This is a genomic window from Brevundimonas subvibrioides (assembly GCF_027271155.1).
Taxonomy (GTDB): Bacteria; Pseudomonadota; Alphaproteobacteria; order Caulobacterales; family Caulobacteraceae; genus Brevundimonas; species Brevundimonas subvibrioides_D.
On the sequence record NZ_CP114542.1, the window covers coordinates 1,134,147 to 1,154,754 of the forward strand.

Genomic DNA, 20,608 nt, shown 5'->3' on the forward strand with positions numbered 1-20,608 from the left:
CCTTTATGGACTGGTTCCGGAAGACCCGATTCCGTCTTTGAGGGCATGCATGACAGAGAGCAGGACATGATCGGATATGGAATGGACTTCGCCCACAGGCACAGGCGCGCGCTCGCGGCCTGGGCGATGACGGCCCTTGCCGGTGCTTTAACCTTTGCACTGATCGGACATCTGTAGGTTGGCAAAGGCCTCGTCGACGCGTTGCGGCAAACCGGAATTCAAGGATCAACCTGAAGCCGGCGCGCCCATCGGCGTGCCGCAGACACAGAATTCTGCCGGTCGTACCTGATGAAGAAGCATACGCCAGCCGCCGAGGTGTCCTGGCTCAATCTCAGAATGGGCCTTGCGTTCGTGACGGCGAGCCGCGCGTGGCTGGCCGACGACATCGTCGCCAGCCTGATCGTGGCGGGCGTCTTCACCGGCAACATCGAACACATAGACCGGCGCCCCGAAGGCACGCGAATGTATCTTCTGCCGGGAAGCGTGCCGGACGAGATGCGTCAGCCCGCCAATGTCACGAGCGTCGCCATCTCGGTGGGCGTCCCACGCGAAACGGCGCGCACGAAGATCCGGATGCTTGCCGACAGGGGGTTCCTGTCCGTCCAGGAGGACGGCTACATCCTGGCAAGGGACGCCATCGTGACGGGGCCGCTGTCATCGATCTATCCGGCCTATCTCGCGTCGTTCGATGACTTCGTGACGGGTCTCGGTCTGATCAACGCCTATGATCTGGGCCCGGACCGGAGTCTGGTTCAGCCCCTCTGGTCCGTCGGCGGTGCCCTGCTGCGTCTGGGGTCATCGCACGTTCTGAGGACGATAAACGCCGTACAGGCCATCGCGCCCGACCTTGCGTTCATGACCAAATATGTGCTCGCGGCGACGTGCCATCTGGTCGGCGCAGACCTGCGGCTGCTGCCGGAGAGCGTTCGGGCGTCCAGTCCGCTGTCGGTCCTCCATCCCGGCGCATCGCCCGTGAGCGGCGGCGCGGTCGCGCGCTTTACAAGCCTGCCGGCGGAAACCGTCAGACGGCATATCCGAAAGCTCGTGGATCAGGGCTATCTCGTCCGGATCGGGGAGGGCTACGATTTCAATCCCGACAACCCCATCCTGGTCGGCCGGTGGTCGGCCTTTCAGGCCCGGTCCTATGCCAGCACGCGGCAGTTCGTCTGGAAGCTCGCATCGTCCGGGATCATCGTCGGGCGCTGAGGCAATTCGCGCCCTGTACCCGGGTGACTGTTTGCGCGTTGTTCCAGATAATGGCGTCATCCGGGATGCCCGAGGAAAGACAATCATGAGCAAGACCCTGGTGGCGATCGGCGCAGCCCTGGTGACCACCGCCTGTTCCACGGTCGGGGTTCGCTCCGGCACGGAGGAGCCTGCCTATCAGACCCTTGCACCGGCGGGCGATCTGGAAATCCGCCTGTATGGCGAGCGGATCGCCGCGCAGACCGTGGTGACGGGCACCAGCGACGAAGCCCGCAACCAGGGCTTTCGACGCCTGGCGGGCTATATCTTCGGCGGCAACGCCCGGCGCGCCTCCATCGCGATGACGGCCCCGGTCGCGCAGTCCGGCGGGCGATCCGGGGGGGCGCAGACGATCGCCATGACCGCGCCGGTGGCCCAGACCCCGTCGGGCCCGGACCGCTGGACGGTCCAGTTCTTCATGCCGGCCGCCTATACGATGGATCAGCTGCCCGTGCCGAACGATCCGACGGTCGAACTGGTCGTCGTCCCGGCCGAAACCTATGCGGTGGTGAGGTTCAGCGGTGTCGGTTCGGTGCGCGCCGTGGAGACGCACAAGGCCGAGCTGCTGGCCGGGCTGAGCGGCAGCGGCTGGGTCGCTCGCGACGAGCCGGTGGTCTGGTTCTACGACCCGCCCTGGACCCTGCCGCCGATGCGCCGCAACGAGGTCGCGGTGCGGATCGGGCGGGAGTAGGGCGCGCAGCCGGCCGCGATGGCCGATCCCTATCGCCGGACAGCAGAACGCCCGCCAGATCGCTCCGGCGGGCGTCTGGATGTCTAGTCGTCCGCGGCCTTTCAGGCGGCGGCGCTGACCGGGGTCGGGGCGGAGCCTTCCGCCGGGTCGCGCAGGACGTAGCCGCGGCCCCAGACGGTCTCGATGTAGTGCTTGCCGCCGGCGGCCGTGGCCAGCTTCTTGCGCAGCTTGCAGATGAAGACGTCGATGATCTTCAGCTCGGGCTCGTCCATGCCGCCGTACAGGTGGTTCAGGAACATTTCCTTCGTCAGGGTGGTGCCCTTGCGGAGCGAGAGCAGCTCCAGCATCTGGTATTCCTTGCCCGTCAGGTGGACACGGTGGCCGTGCACCTCGACCGTCTTGCCATCCAGGTTCACGGCGATCTCGCCGGTGTGGATGATGGCCTGGGCGTGACCCTTGGAGCGACGGACCACGGCGTGGGTGCGCGCGATCAGCTCGTCCTTGTGGAAGGGCTTGGTCATGTAGTCGTCGGCGCCGCCGCCGAAGGTCTTGACCTTGGTCTCGATCTCGGTCGAGCCCGACAGGATCATGACCGGGGTATTGATCTTGCCGACGCGCAGCTGGCGCAGGACTTCCAGACCGCTCATGTCGGGCAGATTCAGGTCCAGCATGATCATGTCGTAGTCATAGATCTTGCCCAGATCGATGCCTTCTTCACCCAGATCCGTCGTGTAGACGTTGAAACCTTCCGACTTCAGCATCAGTTCGATGCTCTGCGCGGTCGCGTGATCATCTTCGATAAGCAGAACGCGCATTCCAGCCCCTCCAGGCAAACCTTGTTCATTAAACCCGGTCTATCAGTTCCGGGTAACCTTGTTCGCGAGTTAACTGCTTAAAACCTTAAGAACCGTTAACAGCACCCCATGAACGCGAATCTAGGCTGATTTGCGAATCGGCGTCGAGAGTCCGCGAGTCCCGGATTCAAATTATTTTCAACATCTCGACGCCATCGCCCGCCTGCGACCGTTTCTGACGCATGACAGGATTATATTCCTGCTTCTTGTGGGGGCGGGTCACCGCCCCGGGACGTCAGGGAGGTCGGCACGATGAGGAGTCCATACCGCGTCGCGGTGTCGGAGGAGGACCGCAAGAAGGCGGATCTGGTGATCCAGATCGTGGCCCTGCGGTTCGGCGTGTCCGTCGCGGCGATCAATCGGGACTGCCGGCTGTCGGCCGATGCACTGCGGGCCCGCCGGGTAGCCATGTATCTGGCCTATGTCTCGTTCGACTGGCAGCAGGAGCGGGTCGGCCACGCCTTTGGCGTCAACCGCCAGACCACCTCGACGGCCTGTCGCAAGATCGAGGACGCGCGCGAGAACCGCGAGCTGAACGACCTGCTGGAAGAGCTGGAGGGGGCCATTCACGCGATCGTTGGCGCACCGGTGGACGGGACGCCGGACGTGCCGGAGGCGGCATGAGCGTGGGCAGGGTGGAGGCGACCGCGGCCGATCCGCCCCTGGCGGGGCGCGCCCGGCGCATGCTGGGACGGTCGGGCGCGTGGCTCTGCGAGCAGCCCTCAGGCGGCTACGGCCTGCGTCTGACCGCCGACCGCAGGACCCGGCCGCATATGGTGCTGGACGAGGCCGTGTTCCGGGCCCTGGTCGCGGCACCGGGTCTGAAGGCGCGGCCGGGCGGCGGCTGGGTCGCGCGGGTGCCGGACCCGCCGCACGGCATCTCGCCCGCAGGCGCGCCCGGCCGGATCGAGGGCGAACGATGCGTGATGGAAGGTGACGGTCGCCTGATCCGCCGCACGGCCAATCTGGGAGAGAGCCCGATCGCCTGGCTGGCCCGTCGCAGGGACGCGGACGGCCGTCCCTGGCTGGGTCCGGCGGAGGTGGCGGCGGCGATGCGGCTGAGGCGGGATGCGGAGCTGGCCCTGTCCGGGCCGTCGGTGACGATGCGGTGGGACGCCCTGCCCCGATCGGGTGGAGGCTCGGCCGCGCGGATGGAGCCGGGCGACCGGTCCCTGGCGGCCGCCCGGCGCGTGGCGCGGGCGCTGGAGGCCTGTGGCCCCCGCTGCCGCGGCTTCGTCGAACAGGCCTGCATCCACGACACGGCGATCCAGGCCGCCGAGCGAGCCCTCGGCGTGCCGCGACGGGCGGGGAAGCGGTTGCTGAAGGCGGGCCTGGAGGCGCTGGCGCGGCATTACCGGATCGGATGACGGCGCGGGTTGATGCTAAACCCCGGAGGCGGCCCGGATTGCGACGTAAGCGGCCACGATCAGGATCAATCCGGCGAACAGCCTGCGGCCCAGAACGGCGTTGGATCCCAGCCGACGGGCGAGGGGGAGGCCCGCCGTGGTGCCGACAAGGCCGCCTGCCGCCATGGCGGCCACCAGGCTCCAGTCAAGCCAGCCCGAGAGCGCATAGTTGCCCGCTGTCGTCGCCCCGAACGCCGCCACGCTGAGCAACGATGTCGCCTGCGCCGTCGCCAGGCTCATTCCGGTGGACGCCATCAGGCCCGGTACGATCAGAAAGCCGCCGCCGATGCCGAAGAAGCCCGCCGCCGATCCGACGCCAATGCCTGTCAAACCCACTCCCGGTGACATGGCCCAGGTCAGTCTCGGCTCGGACCCGGCGAGGGCGGCCCTGGGGCGCAGCATCGACACGCCCACCGCTGCCATGGCGACCGCGAAGATCAACAGCAGTTGATGCCCGTCGATCATCTTGGCGAGCGTTGATCCGAACCAGGCGCCGGTCGCTCCCGTGATCGCGAACAGGGTCGCGCAAGGCCAGAGGACCCGGCCAGCGCGTGCATGTCCAGCCAAAGCCGTCAGGGCATTGAGAGCGACGCCCGCCGCCGATACGCCGATAGCGACATGGGGGTCCTGGACCCCCACGACATAGAGCAGGAGTGGAACCGCCAGGACGGAACCGCCGCCGCCGAAGAGTGTCAGCAGGAGCGCGACGATGCCGCCGCTCATCGCCGCCAGCAGCAGGGGAAGCAGGTCCGTCGTCATGACCTTACGCGGCCTTCAGTGCGCTTCTGTTCCAGGGCATGGCCGCGAGAACTCGCGCCATACCGCAGAACCCGGTCGCCCCGGCGACGAAAAGACCCGCCCCCACGAAGGCTGACAGCCCCCAGAAGGCGGGGTGAACCAGCAGGCCCAGGCAAGCGCCAACCAGAATGAGGCCGCCGGCGGTCATCTGGACCTGACGCATCAGCTCTATGGGTCGGGACGCATCGATCTTCGTCGACAGCCCTTGCGCCTTCCAGGCGTCGAGGCCGCCTTCGAGGACGAAGGCCTGGCCCGGAACGCGAGAGGCCAGACGCTCGCAGTTGATGCCCGTGCGATTGCCGGTGCGGCAGGTGTAGATCACGTCACGACCGTCCGGCAGCTTGAGCGGGACCTGGTCAAAGGCCGACAGAGGCGCATGAATCGCCCCCTGGACATGTTCCCGGGCGAATTCGTCCGGTTCCCGGATGTCGATCAGGACGGCGGTATGGGCCTTCAGTCGACCGGCGACATCGACGGGCTCGAGGGGGGTCAGGATGGACATGGTCACGCCTTTTCGGAGGGCAGGGGAGGGCAGTAGATTTCGGCCAGGACGGCGATGACCTTCAGGACCGCCGGATCAGCGATGCGATAGAAGATCGTGGTGCCGTCGCGCCGGGTCGCGACCAGCTGTTCATCCCTCAGCTTCGCCAGGTGCTGGGACAGGGCGGACTGCGAAAGACCCACCAGAGCCAGCATCTGCCCTACGGACATTTCCCGCGCGCCAAGCTGGCACAGGATCATCAGCCGCTTCTCGTTGGAGAGTGCGCGCATCAGTCCGGCAGCCTCGGCTGCGCTGGCTTCGAAACGCTCCAGTCCGATGGTCTCGAGGTCGATCATGGGATCAATATATGCGGACTTGCTAAATAAGCAATATCTAATATATAGCAGTCCGGAAAGGAGCCCTTCATGGCCCGGCATCCCGACGTCCAGGGGTTTTTCGACCCCGCGACCCATACGATCACCTATCTCGTCAGCGACCCCGCGACGGGCACCGCCGCGATCATCGATCCGGTTCTGGACTATGACCCTGCGACGGCGCGGACATCGACGCGGTCGGTGGATCAGGTGATGAAGGCGCTCAGAGACGCCGGGCTGACGCTCGGGCTCGTTCTGGAGACCCACGCTCACGCCGATCACCTTACCGCAGCGGACCACCTTCGCGTGACGGAGGGGGTCGAGATAGGAATCGGAGACCAGATCACCCGTGTCCAATCGACGTTCGCGCCACTGTTCGGCGCAAGCGACGTCACGCCGGACGGGCACGTCTTCGATCACCTTTATGGCGACGGGCACGTCTTCTCGCTGGGCGCGTTAAGCGTCGAAGTGATCCAGACGCCGGGGCACACGCCGGCCTGTGTCAGCTATCGCATCGGTGATGCCGTGTTCACGGGCGACACCCTGTTCATGCCGGACTACGGCACGGCACGCACGGATTTTCCCGGCGGGGACGCGCGAACACTCTATCGTTCGATCCACAAGCTGCTGGCCTTGCCGGGCGATACCCGCATCTTCGTCGGGCATGACTATCTGCCGTCGGGCCGCAGTGACTATCGGTTCGAAACGACCGTCGACGAGCAGCGGACCGGCAACATCCACGTCGGCAGGAGTGCGACGGAAGACGCATTCGTGTCGATGCGCGAAGCCAGGGACGCAACCCTGAACGCCCCGGCGCTGATCCTGCCATCGCTGCAGGTCAATATCCGGGCGGGCGGTATGCCGCCGCCGGACCTGGATGGTCATCGCTACCTCAGGATGCCGCTCAACGTCCTGTAGAGCGATCCCGAACAAGGGCAGTGCCAATCAGGCCCACTTCCACCCACACCGGCCGTCCGGAACGACTGCGGTCCGGCGGTGCCGGGCCCGGTCGGCCGGATGGGTGATGCGGATCAGGCCGCGGCCGAAACCCGTCGCATGCGCCAGAACCGCAGGGTCCGGCCGGCGGCTTCCTTCGTCAGGTCGGCATAGAGTTTGGCGTAGCTCTGGGCCTTGCCCATGGCGCTGTCCTCCGTGCCCAGGATGACCACGGCGAAGGTCAGGAACAGGGCGCGGTCGAGGTCGGCGGCCTTGCAGATGACCGACAGGGCGTCCAGCTCGCCGCGCTCCACGATCTGGCGGGCGATATGGAAATCCACGTCGGCCAGCTGGGCCAGGGCGATCAGGAACGAGGTCCTGGAGCCCGAGCGGAGGAGGCGCGCCAGCATCGTCGGCGTCAGCTGGTTGGAGGCCTTCAGCCCATCGACATAGGCCAGGCAGTCCGCGTAGTCGGCGGGCAAGGCCCCGTCGTCCGAGGCCACGCGCGCGCGACCGGCGGCGAGGGCGCTTTCCAGCAGGATCGGATCCATCGCCGCGTTCTGTTCGAGAATCCGCTGGCGCAGACGCGCCTCGACCACGAAATACATGTCGTTCAGCAGGTCGACCGGCAGGCCCTGACGCTCGACCGCGGCGGCATGAAGGGCCGGGTTCGCCTTGGCCCGTTCGACGGCCGTTTCGGACGCCGCGCGCGACAGGATGGCCCCGTCGTTCCGCAACAGGGTGCCCAGGGTCTCGTCGTCGCCGCGCTCGACGATGATTTCGGAGACGGCCTCGGGCACGCTGGCGCGTCCAGACACGGCGCGGAGATGCCCCTGGCCCTTGGAGAGGACGACACCCAGCAGATCCTCGTCCGTCAGGACGGTGGAGGCGCGCAGGACCGCCTCGGCCACCTCGACGTCGTCATTGGCCAGACGCCGGATCAGGTTGCGCGGGGCATCGGGGGCCAGGGCGAACCGGGCTGACAGCTCGGCGCGGACGGCGGTCTCCATCTCGGCCGTCAGGTCGGTCAGGACGGAGTCGTAGAGGGCGTCCTCGGTCGCCGTGCGCGCGGCCCCGCCGAAGAAGTGGTCGGTCAGCTCTCGTAGCAGGGCGCGGCGTTTCTCGCTGGACGGCTCCTGCGCCAGGGTGATCAGGTCGGGCAGACGCGAGCCGATGTCGGCCGGGGCCGGGGGCGTGGGGGCGTTGGAGGTCAGGGTCTCGCTCATGGGCGTTCGGGATCGTCGCTGCGGGCGGGTGCGAGAAGGCGGCCCTGGGCGTCGCGCCGGGGCACCTCGGTTTCGGGCGGCTGGGCCAGGTCCAGCGCCACGCTGTCGTAATAGACGGCCTCGGGCAGGGCGGTCCGGTCCGGGGCATGACCCGCGTCGCGGTGGACGGAGTAATAGCGGCTGCTCTGCTGGCCGGGCCGGGCGGCCACGGGGGCCGGCGCCTCGGCATAGGCCTGGGGCGCGGGCTGGTCGGCCCCGGCAGCCGGCGGCTGGGGAGCAGCCTGCGGGCGCAGGCTGAAGATCAGGGCGTCGGCGCGCGGGGCCATGGGGTCGGCGGCGGCGCCCGGGGCGGGCTGAGGCGCCCGGGCCACGGTCGTCGTCGGCGCACCCTGGTCCGGCAGGAAGTCGGGTCCGGGCTGGCGCGGTGCGGGTTGCGTCGTCGGCCGGGTCCTCATGACTGGAACCGTGGTGGGGACGGGGGCGGCCATCTCGCGGGTGTAGGCCAGGGGATCGGGCGAACCGGGGGCGAAGGACGAGACCGGCTGCGGACCCAGCCAGGCGCTGGCGGGGGTCAGGCCGTTGGAGACGGGACGGGGCGTGGGGGCCGGCTGCATCATCGGACGCGAGACGGTCTGGCCGGGGGCCACCCGGCGCGGGATCATGCCGCCGAGGGCCCGGCCCGTGGAGACATTGGCGGGCGTGGTGTTGGCCGGACGACCGGCCCAGGACATATAGCGCGGGCCGGGGGCCGTCTGGGCCTCGGCCATGCCTGCGATCCCGCAGACCAGGGCGACGGTCGGCAGCAGGATTGCGGGTCTGATGGCGCGGGTCGACAATGCGCGGCTCCGGTGGATCATTGCGGCAAGCCTAGCCGGTAGCGGCTTAACTCCGCGCTAACGGGCGGCAAGGATCAGGACAGGACTTTCAGCACCCGGCGCTGGATCGCGGTGGTGACGGCGTTCAGCGCCAGGCCCATGGCGGCCAGACAGAGCAGGGCGGCCAGTAGGTCGGGGGTGCGCAGCCGGTTGCCCGCCTCCAGCAGGCGCCAGGCGAGCCCTTGCGTGGCACCCGATCCGGACACGAACTCGGCCACCACGGCCCCCACGATCGACAGGCCCGCCGCGACGCGGATGCCTTCCAGCACGAAGGGCAGGGCCGAGGGCAGGCGCAGTCGCCACAGCCGCTGTAGCGCCGAGGCTCCGTGCAGATCGAACAGGCGCTCAAGGTCCGGGTCGGCGGATTTCAGGCCTGTCAGCACCCCGGAAAAGACCGGGAAGAAGGCGACGGCGGCGGCGAGCGCGGTCACCGCCCGGTCGGCGTGGTCGAGACCGGCCCAGATCAGGACCAGGGGGGCGATGGCGACCACGGGGGTGACCTGAAGCGTGACGGCCAGGGGGGCCACGGCGCGTTCGGCGGTGGCGCTCAGGGACACGAGGATGGCCAGGCCGCCGCCGAGGGCCACGGCGACGACCAGGGCCTTGAACGCCATCCAGAAGGTCTGGGCCGCCGATCCGGCAAGGACCGGGGCGTTGTGCATCAGGGCGAGGGCGACCGCGCTGGGCGGGGGCAGGAAATAGACGGGCACGTCCAGCAGACGGCAGGCGGCCTCCCAGCCCGCCAGAAGCAGGGCGGTCAGGAGCAGTGCGGGCAGGGCGTCGGTCAGGCGCTTCATGCCGCGACCCGCATGGAGGCGGCCAGGGCCGACGCGACCGTCTCGACCGCCGAGCGACAGGCCGGGTCGGCGCGCCAGCCCTCGGGGCGGGGCAGGGGGCCGGGCATGGCGATGTCGGCGACGGCTCGGCCGTCGGTCGCCGACAGGACGACGACGCGACTGGCCAGATAGGCGGCCTCCTCCACGTCGTGGGTCACGAAGACCATGGCGATGGCGCGGGTCGTGGCGATGCGATGCAGGTCCTCGATCAGGCCCCGGCGCGTGATGGAATCGAGCGCCGCGAAGGGCTCGTCCAGCAGCAGCAGATCGGGCTCCACGGCGAGGGCGCGGGCCAGGGAGACCCGCATGGCCATGCCGCCGGACAGCTGGCGCGGGCGGGCGGTGGTGCGGTCGCCCAGACCGACGGCGGCGAGGGCGACGTCGGCGCGGCGACGGGCTTCCGTGGCCGGGACGCCGGACAGTTCCAGCGGCAGGGCGACATTGGTGCGGGCATCGGCCCAGGGCATCAGGGTCGGGCTCTGGAAGACGAAGGCGGTGCGGGTGCCGGCAGGCTTCTCGACATGGCCGGAGGTGGGACGTTCCAGACCGGCCAGCAGGCGCAGCGCCGTCGACTTGCCCGCGCCGGAGGCTCCGACCAGGGCCAGGATCTCGCCCGGCGCGACGGTCAGGTCGATGGGGCCGAGAGCGGGGCGGCCGGGATACTCGACGACAGCCTGGCTCAGTCGCGCGATCACGCTCGGTTCGGGGGCGTCCATCCGGGCGCGCCTCCGGCCGCTACGCGGCCCCTCTCCGCCCGGGGGGCGGAGAGCTAGCCACGGCCGGGCAGGAAGTTGTCGGTGAAGGCGTTGCGCCAGTTCAGGTTCGGGGGATAGACGCCCGCCTGGCTGGTGACGTCGAAGAAGGCCTTCCAGCGCGCCTCGGTCATGGCCCCGAGGCCATACAGGGCGGCGTCGCCCGCATCGACGATGCCGTATTCGCTGAGCTTGGCGCGGGCCTGGTCCAGGATGTCCTGGGTCATGTCGGGGTTGGCCTCGCGGATCAGGGCGTCGGCCGGTTTGGGGTCGCCCCGCATATAGTCCCGCCAGCCCTCGGCCGAGGCGGCGATGAAGCTGCGCAGCGCCTCCGCATTGTCGCGGGCGAAGCCGTCCGGCGACAGGACCATGGTGGCGTAGGAGGGGTAGCCCTCGTCGGCCAGCAGGAAAACGCGGGGCTCGAAACCGGCCTGTTTCTCGATCGTATAGGGTTCGCTGGTCAGATAGCCCTGCTGGACCGCGCGATCGTCGGCAATGAAGGGGGCGGGGTTGAAGTTGTATTTGCGGACCTGATCGTCGGTGAAGCCGTATTTCGCCTTCAGCCAGACCCAGAAGGCGGTGATCGAGGCGTCGGCCAGCAGGAATGGCCGGCCGGTCAGGTCGGCGATGCCCGTCAGGTCCGGGTCGGGGTGGGCGATCAGGACCTGGGGGTCTTTCTGGAAGAAGGCGGCGACGGCCTTCACCGGGGCCCCCTCGGCGACCAGGTTCAGCGGGATGAAGCTGTTGGAGCCCATGCCCAGTTCGACCGCGCCCGCGGCCAGCAACTGGGGCACGTTCACGCCGGGGCCGCCCTGGATGATCTCCACGTTTAGATTGCGCCGCGCATAGGCCCCGGAGGCCAGGGCCTGATAGAAGCCGCCATGCTCGGCCTGGGCGCGCCAGTCGGTGGCAAACCGGATGCGGACGCGGCCCTGTTCGTCGACCGGGGCCTCGGAACTGCCGCAGGCGGCCAGCCCCATGGCGGTGACGGCGACGCCCCCCGCCAGGACGAGACGGCGGCTGACGACGGACTGAGTCGTGCGAGGCTTCATGCCGGGCAAACTAGGGCGATGACGGAAGGATGGGAAGCGGAGCGTCGTCGCGGGGGGGCATGGGCTCCTCCCTGCGCTGTAGGCGCGGGGAGGTGGCGCGGCCCTTCTTCAGGGCCGTGACGGAGGGGTTCTTGAAGGGGCTACGGTCGGTGGGGTGTCAAGACCCCCTCCACCCCCCGCCAGGCGGCGGGCGGTCCCCCTCCCCATCCTTCGGACGGGGAGGAGACACTGTGCGCCAGAATTGAGCGAGGGGACGCAAGTCCGGGCGAACCGGTGCTTACGTCCCCCCACCAAGTCCGGGTTGGGACTTGGCCATTGAGGTTTTCGGACCCTGGCGTCAGCGCCGGCGGGCGAACCCGGCGACGGTCGGCTGTATCCTGGCGGCCCCTGGTCTATGGCGTTCCGTCCGGGCTTTTGACCCTCGCGCCGTCCATCGATCCCGATCCGGTTCTCCGTCCCCCCGCACCGAAGCGCTGAAGGTCGGGAGCCTTGATCCTGCCCGGGTTTTCCGCGTCCACCGAAGTGGACCTGGAACCCTTGGTCAGAGAGCCGGACCGACCCGCTTGAAACCCCGGTCTCCCCGGGTTTCCGCGCCGCCGTGTCCCTCGGCAAAATCAGGTTCGCGCCGATCCCGGGATCCGGCAAGCGGCCGTTTCGTTACCGCTGTGCAACATGGGTCGGTGGCCGGTGCATAACCGCGTTAACCTCTGTGGACGGACGGGATTTTTACGGCCGTTCCAGAGACTTGGGTTATGCACAAAAAGCGGGTTCGCTCGCCTTCAGCGAACCATTCCGATGCTCCACGCCTGCGGCTCGCTCGTGTCCTCGCCGAGGAACAGACCCCAGCCGTCGTAGCGGACCCAGACGTTGTCCTCATCGGCGGTCCAGCCCGAGTCCTCAGCGCTCAGGAGTGCCAGCACGCCGGGTCGCAGCCGGTTGAGTTCCAGATTGCGTCCGCCCGACGAGGCGACGTTGAGCGGGCATCCGGCGTGCCCCTCGCTGATCCAGACGTCCAGCGCGCCGTTCAACGCCAGATAGGCTTGTATTTCCCCGACCGCATGGGTCTGAACGTCGATGAAGTCTCTGGAAATCCGGGCCACCGCGTCGTGCACGGTCTGCTGATAGGGCGTCGTCTGATCGAGACCGTTGTCCTCGGCTGTCGTCATCCAGGCGTCGCAGACATCGACAGCCTCGAGGATGGCCTGGGGGCCGGATCGCGCCTGGGCGGCCGCGCGCGCCTGCGATGGCCCGGACGGGGCCACCGAAGACGCCGGATGGTCCGACTGGGCGAAGGCCGGCGCGGCGAGGCTGGCTGCAAAGCCGGCGAGAAGTGCGATGCGGATCATTGGTCCCTCAAATCATGGTCCGTTTCGCGATAGCAGACTTCCGAGCGCTGCGGTTGCCCTCGCTTCCTGACGGAGTCAGCCGACCAACGCCTCGCGCTTGGCTTCCAGCTCCAGCCATTCCTCCTCGGCGGCTTCCAGCCTGGCCCGGGCGCTGTCGAGCGCCTTCATGGTGCTGGCGAAGCCGGAGGGATCGCGGGCGTAGAAGTTGACGTCGGCGAGGGTCGCCTCGTGGGCCGCGATGTCGGCGGGGAGGGTGTGGATCAGGGCGTCCAGTTCCTTCAGCCGGTGCTGGTCCTTGAAGGAGAGTTTTCTGGAAGTGGCGAGTGGCGAGTGACGCGTGGCGAGTGAAGGGGCGGGCTCCGGAGGCGGTGTCGGGCTGTGGGCGCTTTTCTCGCCACTCGTCACTCGTCCCTCGCCACTCTTCAGGAACCCCGGGTTCTGGCGGATGAAGTCGGTCCAGCCGCCGGGGGTCTCGACGATGTCGCCCTGGCCGTTCATGCCGATGGTCGAGGTCGCCAGGCGGTCGACGAAGTCGCGGTCGTGGCTGACCAGGATCAGGGTGCCGTCGTACTGCTCCAGCAGCTCCTCGAGCTTGTCGAGCGTGTCCATGTCGAGGTCGTTGGTCGGCTCGTCGAGGACCAGCATATTGGCCGGTTTGGCCAGGGCGCGGGCCAGCAAGAGGCGGTTGCGCTCGCCGCCCGACAGGGTCGAGATCGGCTGGCGCAGCTGACCCTCCTGGAACAGGAAGTCCTTGGCGTAGGCGGCGACATGTTTCGAGACGCCGCGCACCAGGATGGAGTCTCCGCCGCCGGGGGTCAGGGCGTCCCACAGGGTCATGTCGGACTTCAGCCCCTCGCGGGACTGGTCCAGATAAACCGGCTCCAGATTGGCCCCCAGCTTGACCGTGCCGGTGTCGGGCGCGAGGTCGCCCAGCAGAATCTTGACCAGGGTGGTCTTGCCCGCGCCGTTGGGTCCGACGATGGCCAGCCGGTCGCCCCGGATGACCCGGGTGGTGAAGGGCTTGATGACGGTCCGGTCGCCGAAGGCCTTGGATACCCCCTTCAGGTCGGCGACCAGCTTTCCGGAGGAGACACCGGAATCGACGCCGAGCTGGAGCTCGCGGGGAATGTCCTTCACCCGGAGGGCGCGGTCCTGGCGCATGGCCTCGAGCGCGCGGGCACGGCCCTCGTTGCGGGTGCGCTGGGCGGTGATGGAGCGGTAGAAGGTGTAGGTCTCGGCCTCGATGCGCTTGTTAAGGCGGCGCAGGCTTTCGGCCTCCTCCTCCTGCACCTTGGCGGCCCATTCGTCGAAATCGTTGAAGCCCTTGTTCAGGGTGCGGACGCGACGATGCTCAAGCCAGTGGCACGACTGGGTCACGCGATTCAGGAAGGCCCGGTCGTGGGAGACGATCAGGGCGGCGCATTTGGCCTGGATGATCTCGTTTTCCAGCAGCTCGATGGCCAGGATGTCCATGTGGTTGGTCGGCTCGTCGAGCAGCAGCAGGTCGGGCGCCTCGGCGAAGGCCTTGGCCAGGGCGGCGCGGCGGATCTCGCCGCCGGACAGACCACGGGCGGGCTTCTCCGGGTTCATGCCGAAGGTCTCAAGCCAGCTTTCGGCCATCCAGGGCTCGGCGTCGCCGGAGGTGGCATAGTCCAGCAGAGTGTCGCCGGCGATGACGGGTTCCTGGGGGACATAGGCGAAGCGGATGCCGGACTGGACCGAACGGTCGCCCGAGTCGGGCTCGATCAGGCCCATGACCATCTTCATCAGGGTCGACTTGCCGGCCCCGTTGCGGCCCACGAGACAGGACCGGGTGCGCGGCTCGATGGCCAGATCGACGCCCTCGAACAGGGGACGGGTGCCGTCCTGCAGACGGACGTCCTTCAGGGCGACGAGCGGCGGACGGGGGGAGGAACGGGGAGCCATGGGTGTCTTTCATCCTCCACCGCAGAGCGAGGGAGGGGGACGGGAATGGAGCCTGGGAAGGAGCGGCGTTCATCTAGGCGATCGCCGCCCAATGCGCCATAGACCTTGACCGTGATATCAGATTACGCTTGCACATCACGCCGCTTGCAACTAGATTTCTGCTAGCATGAACAGCAAGCAGACGAAGACGCTGGCGGCGGTATTCGCCGATCCGGTGTCCGGAACGATCGGATGGGCTGCGATCGAAAATCTGCTGGTCGCGGTTGGGTGCCACATCGTCGAGGGGTCGGGCTCTCGGGTCCGGTTTGTGCGCGGTGGCGAAGCCGAGTTCTTTCACAGGCCTCATCCTGCCAGGGAGGCCAGGCGATATCAGGTCAGGGCGGCACGGGCCTTTCTGATCAGGCTGGGAGTAGAGCCGTGAGCACCATGACATACAAAGGGTATTCGGCGGCGGTCGAATTCGATGCCGACGATGAGATTTTCTTCGGCAAGCTGGCCGGAATTCGGGACGGCGTCGGCTTTCATGCGGATACGGCGCGCGAACTGAAGGCGGCCTTTCGCGAAGCGGTCGATGACTACATCGAGACCTGCGCCAGGATCGGGAAATCGCCGGACAAACCGTACTCGGGCAAGGTGATGTTTCGGGTCGATCCCGAAGTTCATGCGCGCGTCACAAAGGCGGCGGAGCTGTCGGGGCGGAGTCTGAACGCCTGGGCCGAGGACGCGCTGAGGCGGGCGGCGGATGCGGACATGGCCAAGGCGGTGGCGGTCTGACCGCCCCGCCGGTTCCGGCCGACAGACCCTTCTGGCAGACCAAGCGTCTGGAGCAGATGACCGCCCAGGAGTGGGAGAGCCTGTGCGACGGGTGCGGGCTGTGCTGTCTGATCCGGTTCGAGGACGAGGATACCGGTGAGGTCTTTCCGACCCGGGTGCACTGCAAGTTGTTCGATGGACAGCTGTGCGCCTGCACCGACTATGCGAACCGCAAGGACCATGTGCCGGACTGCATCAAATTGACGCCGTGGAACATCGAGGCCCTGGGCTGGATGCCGCTGTCGTGCGCCTATCGCAGATTGCATGAGGGGCGGGGGCTGGCGAACTGGCATCCGCTGATTTCCGGCGATTCCGAGACCGTACACACGGCAGGCGTGTCTATCCGGGGACAGACGATCAGCGAACTTGAGCTGGACAAACCGGAGGACGCGGTGGAGTATGAAGCGGCCGAATGGCTGGAAGAGCGCGGGTGAAACGGATTGCCCGGTAACCGTTTGTTCGGCGACGCAGGTTAACCCTGTTCGCCGAAGTGGAGACCGGTGTTGCCCAACAGTACAGCTTTCGACCGTTTGACCGAACTGGCCGCGGCCATGTTCGACGCGCCGATCGCCCTGATCACCGCGCTGGACGAGGATCGTCAGTGGTTTCGGTCCAACCTGGGTTTCGGGGCCGATGAGACGACGGCCGGGGAGTCCTTCTGCCGGCACATGATCGGTTCGGAGGCGGGGACGACCCTGGTGGTCCAGGACGCCACCCTGGACGGCCGCTTCGTCGACAATCGTCTGGTCACCGAAGAGGGTGTGCGGTTCTACGCCGGCGCTGTGATCACGACGGCGGATGGCAAACAGGACGGGGCCGTCTGCGTGCTGGACACCATACCGCACGGCGCGCCGACCGAGGGCCAGATGGAGAGCCTGAAGCTGCTGGCACGGCTGGCGGGCCAGGAGATCGACCACGTCCGCCTGCTGAGGGCCCAGGCCAAACAGACCACCATGATGGAAATGGCGGAGGAACTGGCCGGTCTGGGGCGCTGGCGGTACGACATCGCATCCGGCAAGGTGGACTGGTCCGACCAGGTCTACCGGATCCACGGCAAGTCCCGGGCGACCTTCGATCCCAGCTTCGACGAAGCCGTCGGATGCTACCATCCCGACGATCGCCACCTGGTCGAAGACTGCTGCGCGCGGGCCATCCGGACCGGCGAATGCGGCGGGATCCAGTTGCGCTTGATCCGGGAGGACGGCGAGGAACGGATCGTGAAGGCCGCGTGTCGGCCCGAGCGCGACGGAGACGGGCCGGTCACGGCCTTGTTCGGTGTGTTCCAGGATATCACCGACCTGGCGCGCAGCCAGCAGAAGGTGGAGGCCAGCGAGGCGCTCTATCGCCTGGTGGCCGCCAATTCGACCGATGTGATCGGGACCTATGGTCTGGACGGCCGGTTCCGCTACCTGTCGCCTTCGGTCGAGGGGATCATGGGCTATCGCGCCGAGGAACTGGTCGGCCGGGCGTCATGGGACTTTATACATCCGGCGGATGCCAGGCGCGTCCGAAAGGCGTTTGCGGCCTATGCCCGCTCGGGCCCGGACGCCGTGCCGCCGCGCATTCCGTACCGCGCGATCCGCAAGGACGGAACGGTGATCTGGCTGGAGGCGCATCCCAAGGTGATCCGCGACGCGCAGGGCAGGGCGGTGGAGTACCAGGACGTGGTGCGCGATATCACGGCGACCAAGCGTCTGGAGGACGAACTGGTGGCCGCGCGCGACGTGGCCGAGGCGGCGGCAAGGTCCAAATCCGAATTCCTGGCCAATATGTCCCACGAACTGCGGACGCCCCTGACCAGCGTCATCGGATTCTCCGGCCTGCTGCAGGCCAGCGAGGCCCTGCCGGAGGTGGAGCGGCGCTATGCCGACCGGATCGCCGCGTCCAGCGAGGCCCTGCTGGGCGTCATCAACGACGTTCTGGACTATTCCAAGCTTGAGGCCGATGCGGTGGGGCTGGATCCCGTGGCCTTCGATCCGGCGGCGATGGCGCGGTCGGCGGCATCGATCGTCGAGACCCAGTGCCAGGACAAGGGCCTGACGCTGGCGGTCACGACGTCGGGCGATCTGCCCGAAGCGATCATCGGCGATGAAGGGCGGGTGCGTCAGGTGACGCTGAACTTCCTGTCGAATGCGATGAAATTCACGACTTCGGGCCTGATCACCCTGGATGTCGGTGCCGTCGGCGGGCGGCTGCGGGTGGCGGTCACCGACAGCGGGATCGGCATCGCGCCCGACAAGATCGGCGCCCTGTTTGACCGGTTCACCCAGGCCGACGCCTCGACGCGGCGGGTCTATGGCGGGACGGGTCTGGGACTGGCGATCTGCCGCCGGCTGGTCGACATGATGGGCGGCGAGATCGGGGCGACGAGCCGTCCGGGCCATGGATCGACCTTCTGGTTCGAGGTGCCGCTGATCGCCGCCGCGCCGCTGAACGTCATGTCGCAGGACGTACTGGAGGGCCTGCCGGACGGGTTGAAGGTTCTGCTGGCCGACGATGCGCCGGCAAACCGGGAACTGGTCCGTGTTCTGCTGGAAGCCTGGGGCGTTACCCTGACCACGGTCTGTGACGGGGCCGAGGCGGTGCAAGCGGCCGCGACGGGCGGTTACGATCTGATACTGATGGATGTGCATATGCCGGTGATGGATGGAATGGATGCGTGTCGAACGATTCGTGCCCTGGGCGGCGAGGCTGCGGCGACGCCGATCCTGGCGCTGACCGCCGCTGTCCTGCCCGAGCAGGTCGAGGCGTGCCATGCCGCGGGCATGGACGGCCACGTCGGCAAGCCGATCGAGGTCGTGGCCCTGATCCAGGCCATGGCGAAGGCGCTACATGCGCGCAAACCCCTGGCTGTTGAGGCCGCAGCATGAAGCCCGCGATCCTGGTCGTCGACGACGACGACAGCATCCGCGAGGTCATCCATGCGATCCTGACCCAGGCGGGTTTCCAGGTGGCCGTGGCGGCGAATGGCGAGGCGGCCATCGCCCTGTTGAAGCGATCGCGCTTTGATCTGATGCTGTTGGACGTCCACATGCCGAGGATGAGCGGGCTGGAAGTGCTGGCCGCGATGAAGAAGATCGCCGATGCGCCGCCCGTCCTGATGGTCACGGCCGACAGCCAGACCGCAACGGTTCGCGAGGCCCTGTCTCTGGGATGCTCCGGCTATGTCGCCAAACCCTTCACGCCGGCGACCCTTGTCGAGCGGGTGCGGCGGGTCCTGCCCCAGCAGGATTGACCCCTCCCGGCCTGAAGGTGTCCGCTGACAAGCCGGAAGTTGTCCGCGGAGGCGCTGAAAAGCGCATGTCCATCAAGGGTCGACCTGTTTATGGGGCCCTCGAACCCGCCTTGTGACGCTGGTCCGCTATAGTTTGGGCATGGCGGGAAATGGCGATGAGCGGGGCGGGGCGGCGGTTCAGGCCGTCTGGCTCGAGGGCAGGCTGCAACACCTGCGCGCCATGATCGACGAGGTGTGCGGGGTGGTCGACGCGCTGGAGACGCCCCGGGGCGATCTGGCCGCGATCGACCGGAAGATCCGCGTCATCACCCACCTGGCTCGCGCGGTGGCGGCCGTCGAGGCGGCGGCCCGGCGTATCATGACCGCCGCCGCCCGCGCGCCCGAAAGCACAGAGGATGAGATGAACGACGGTGACAGACCCGATCCCGAAACGGTCGAACGCTACAAGGCCGAGCTGCTCGACCGACTGGAGCGACATCGCGCGATTGTTGAAGCCAAGCGCGTCGCAGAAGATGCCCGCTACCGAGGCGGAATGGCGCCAGCTCTTCAGGGATAATCCGGACCTTGCCGAACATCAGGTCGCGCCGGGCGAGCGATGGCGAACCTGGGTCATGCTGGGAGGACGGGGATCGGGAAAGACCTTCGCCGGTGCGTGCTGGCTGAATGACAAGGCGAAGACTGCCGACTTCACCTTCGCCCTGGTCGGGCCGGCGCTGCACGATGTGCGCGAGGTGATGGTCGAGGGGCCGTCAGGGCTGAAGGCCATGGGGGAGGGCCGCGACCGGCCGCGCTGGGAGGCGGGTCGCAAGCGGCTGGTGTGGCCACGCAGCGGTGCGATGGCCTATGCCTTCTCGGCCGAGGACCCGGACAGTCTGAGAGGACCGCAGTTCCACGGGGCCTGGGCCGACGAGTTCTGTGCCTGGCGCGAGCCGGGACGGGTACTGTCGAACCTTCGATTCGGGCTGCGCCGGGGGGAGGCCCCGCAGCTGGTGGTGACGACGACGCCCCGGCCGATCGCGGCGCTGAAGACCCTGCTGACCGAGCCGGGGACGGAGACGACGCGGGGCGCGACCCAGGCGAACGCGGCGAACCTGCCGCCCGTCTATCTGGCGCATCTGCGCGACCTGTATGCCGGGACACGACTGGAGGCCCAAGAGATGGAGGGTCTGGTCGTCGAGAGCGAAGGCGCGCTGTTCGGGGCCGAGGATATCGCAGCGGCGCGCGGCGAGCGGCCGGAGCGGCTGGAGCGGATCGTCGTGGCGGTCGATCCGCCGATCACGACCACGGGCGACGCCTGCGGGATCGTGGCGGCCGGTCGTGCGAACGGTCGGGCCTATGTGCTGGCCGACCGGTCGGTGAGGGGCCTGACGCCGCTGGGCTGGGCCCGGCGTGTGGTCGAGACGGCCGAGATGGTCGGGGCCGACCAGATCGTGGCCGAGGGCAACCAGGGCGGGGAGATGGTTCGCACATTGCTGGAACAGGCGGGCCTGGAGCAGGCGGGGTGCCGGACCCGGGTCAAGCTGGTGCACGCCTCGCGCGGGAAACGGGCGCGGGCGGAGCCGGTGGCGGCGTTGTACGAGCAGGGCAGGGTCGTCCACTGCGGCCGCTTCAACGCCCTGGAAGAAGAACTGATGGGTCTGGGCGGCGAAGCGCCCGGACACAGTCCGGACCGGGCCGACGCCCTGGTCTGGGCGATCTCGCAGCTGCTGCTGGACCAGCCCGCAGGGCCGCGCATCCGACTGATCTGACATCACGACAAGGA

23 protein-coding genes are annotated in these 20,608 nt (G+C 68.0%); 12 read left to right on the forward strand and 11 right to left on the reverse strand.

Annotated elements, in window-relative coordinates:
* Window positions 1-288 precede the first annotated feature (288 nt).
* Both O3139_RS05625 and O3139_RS05630 read left to right on the forward strand, forming a co-directional pair.
* Window positions 289-1,206 carry a hypothetical protein gene (locus tag O3139_RS05625; protein ID WP_269516013.1) on the forward strand — a complete coding sequence of 306 codons (918 nt, stop codon included), beginning with the start codon at window positions 289-291 and terminating at the stop codon, window positions 1,204-1,206.
* An 85-nt stretch (window positions 1,207-1,291) separates the two neighbouring features.
* Window positions 1,292-1,936: an SOUL family heme-binding protein gene (locus tag O3139_RS05630; protein WP_269516015.1), complete on the forward strand. Its 645-nt coding sequence runs from the start codon at window positions 1,292-1,294 to the stop codon at window positions 1,934-1,936.
* 101 nt (window positions 1,937-2,037) lie between these two features.
* Here O3139_RS05630 and ctrA read toward each other — a convergent pair whose 3' ends face one another.
* A complete protein-coding gene (gene ctrA / locus O3139_RS05635; protein WP_209321291.1) occupies window positions 2,038-2,751 on the reverse strand; it encodes a response regulator transcription factor CtrA in 714 nt (237 codons plus the stop codon).
* 291 nt (window positions 2,752-3,042) lie between these two features.
* Between ctrA and O3139_RS05640 the strand changes: the two genes are divergently transcribed.
* Together O3139_RS05640 and O3139_RS05645 are read left to right on the forward strand one after the other, a co-directional pair.
* Window positions 3,043-3,414, forward strand: coding sequence for a helix-turn-helix domain-containing protein (locus O3139_RS05640; protein ID WP_269516016.1), 372 nt, complete (start codon window positions 3,043-3,045; stop codon window positions 3,412-3,414).
* Entirely contained in the window at window positions 3,411-4,157 is a 747-nt protein-coding gene (locus tag O3139_RS05645) for a DUF6456 domain-containing protein (protein ID WP_269516017.1), read from the forward strand. Before O3139_RS05640 ends, O3139_RS05645 begins: the two co-directional genes overlap by 4 nt.
* 15 nt (window positions 4,158-4,172) lie before the next feature.
* Here the strand turns inward: O3139_RS05645 and O3139_RS05650 are convergent, their stop codons facing one another.
* Genes O3139_RS05650 through O3139_RS05660 form a run of 3 tightly spaced genes read right to left on the reverse strand, consistent with a single transcriptional unit; the run spans window position 4,173 to window position 5,831 of the window.
* Window positions 4,173-4,955: a sulfite exporter TauE/SafE family protein gene (locus O3139_RS05650; protein ID WP_269516019.1), complete on the reverse strand. Its 783-nt coding sequence runs from the start codon at window positions 4,953-4,955 to the stop codon at window positions 4,173-4,175.
* Between the two features lie 4 nt (window positions 4,956-4,959).
* Entirely contained in the window at window positions 4,960-5,496 is a 537-nt protein-coding gene (locus O3139_RS05655; protein WP_269516020.1) for a rhodanese family protein, read from the reverse strand.
* Between the two features lie 2 nt (window positions 5,497-5,498).
* Window positions 5,499-5,831 (reverse strand): ArsR/SmtB family transcription factor, encoded by a 333-nt coding sequence (locus O3139_RS05660; RefSeq protein WP_269516021.1) that lies wholly within the window; start codon window positions 5,829-5,831, stop codon window positions 5,499-5,501.
* A gap of 69 nt (window positions 5,832-5,900) precedes the next feature.
* On the opposite strand from O3139_RS05660, the gene O3139_RS05665 reads away from it, so the two are divergent.
* Complete coding sequence (locus O3139_RS05665) at window positions 5,901-6,767, forward strand: MBL fold metallo-hydrolase (protein WP_269516023.1); 867 nt, start codon at window positions 5,901-5,903, stop codon at window positions 6,765-6,767.
* Between the two features lie 113 nt (window positions 6,768-6,880).
* Here the strand turns inward: O3139_RS05665 and O3139_RS05670 are convergent, their stop codons facing one another.
* The 7 genes from O3139_RS05670 to O3139_RS05700 form a co-directional block, all read right to left on the reverse strand.
* On the reverse strand, window positions 6,881-8,011 hold the full coding sequence (locus O3139_RS05670) for a DUF2336 domain-containing protein (RefSeq protein WP_269516024.1): 1,131 nt from the start codon (window positions 8,009-8,011) through the stop codon (window positions 6,881-6,883).
* Entirely contained in the window at window positions 8,008-8,847 is an 840-nt protein-coding gene (locus tag O3139_RS05675; RefSeq protein WP_269516025.1) for a hypothetical protein, read from the reverse strand. Before O3139_RS05675 ends, O3139_RS05670 begins: the two co-directional genes overlap by 4 nt.
* A 74-nt stretch (window positions 8,848-8,921) precedes the next feature.
* Window positions 8,922-9,683, reverse strand: coding sequence for an ABC transporter permease (locus O3139_RS05680; RefSeq protein WP_269516026.1), 762 nt, complete (start codon window positions 9,681-9,683; stop codon window positions 8,922-8,924).
* Window positions 9,680-10,438, reverse strand: a complete 759-nt coding sequence (locus O3139_RS05685; RefSeq protein WP_269516027.1) for an ABC transporter ATP-binding protein — start codon at window positions 10,436-10,438, stop codon at window positions 9,680-9,682. Before O3139_RS05685 ends, O3139_RS05680 begins: the two co-directional genes overlap by 4 nt.
* A gap of 53 nt (window positions 10,439-10,491) precedes the next feature.
* A complete protein-coding gene (locus tag O3139_RS05690; protein WP_269516029.1) occupies window positions 10,492-11,526 on the reverse strand; it encodes an ABC transporter substrate-binding protein in 1,035 nt (344 codons plus the stop codon).
* Between the two features lie 779 nt (window positions 11,527-12,305).
* Complete coding sequence (locus tag O3139_RS05695; RefSeq protein WP_269516030.1) at window positions 12,306-12,872, reverse strand: hypothetical protein; 567 nt, start codon at window positions 12,870-12,872, stop codon at window positions 12,306-12,308.
* Between the two features lie 75 nt (window positions 12,873-12,947).
* Complete coding sequence (locus O3139_RS05700; RefSeq protein ID WP_269516031.1) at window positions 12,948-14,798, reverse strand: ABC-F family ATP-binding cassette domain-containing protein; 1,851 nt, start codon at window positions 14,796-14,798, stop codon at window positions 12,948-12,950.
* A 166-nt stretch (window positions 14,799-14,964) separates the two neighbouring features.
* Between O3139_RS05700 and O3139_RS05705 the strand changes: the two genes are divergently transcribed.
* From O3139_RS05705 to O3139_RS05735, 7 genes are all read left to right on the forward strand, one after another.
* Window positions 14,965-15,219 carry a type II toxin-antitoxin system HicA family toxin gene (locus O3139_RS05705; protein WP_269516032.1) on the forward strand — a complete coding sequence of 85 codons (255 nt, stop codon included), beginning with the start codon at window positions 14,965-14,967 and terminating at the stop codon, window positions 15,217-15,219.
* A 5-nt stretch (window positions 15,220-15,224) separates the two neighbouring features.
* Window positions 15,225-15,572 (forward strand): type II toxin-antitoxin system HicB family antitoxin, encoded by a 348-nt coding sequence (locus tag O3139_RS05710; RefSeq protein WP_269516412.1) that lies wholly within the window; start codon window positions 15,225-15,227, stop codon window positions 15,570-15,572.
* On the forward strand, window positions 15,569-16,045 hold the full coding sequence (locus tag O3139_RS05715) for a YcgN family cysteine cluster protein (RefSeq protein WP_269516413.1): 477 nt from the start codon (window positions 15,569-15,571) through the stop codon (window positions 16,043-16,045). The genes O3139_RS05710 and O3139_RS05715 overlap by 4 nt, the downstream gene beginning before the upstream one ends.
* A 69-nt stretch (window positions 16,046-16,114) precedes the next feature.
* Entirely contained in the window at window positions 16,115-18,481 is a 2,367-nt protein-coding gene (locus O3139_RS05720) for a PAS domain S-box protein (RefSeq protein ID WP_269516033.1), read from the forward strand.
* A complete protein-coding gene (locus tag O3139_RS05725) occupies window positions 18,478-18,846 on the forward strand; it encodes a response regulator transcription factor (protein WP_269516034.1) in 369 nt (122 codons plus the stop codon). Before O3139_RS05720 ends, O3139_RS05725 begins: the two co-directional genes overlap by 4 nt.
* A 112-nt stretch (window positions 18,847-18,958) precedes the next feature.
* Entirely contained in the window at window positions 18,959-19,402 is a 444-nt protein-coding gene (locus tag O3139_RS05730; RefSeq protein ID WP_269516035.1) for a hypothetical protein, read from the forward strand.
* Entirely contained in the window at window positions 19,359-20,594 is a 1,236-nt protein-coding gene (locus tag O3139_RS05735; protein ID WP_269516036.1) for a DNA-packaging protein, read from the forward strand. Before O3139_RS05730 ends, O3139_RS05735 begins: the two co-directional genes overlap by 44 nt.
* Window positions 20,595-20,608: the final 14 nt, after the last annotated feature.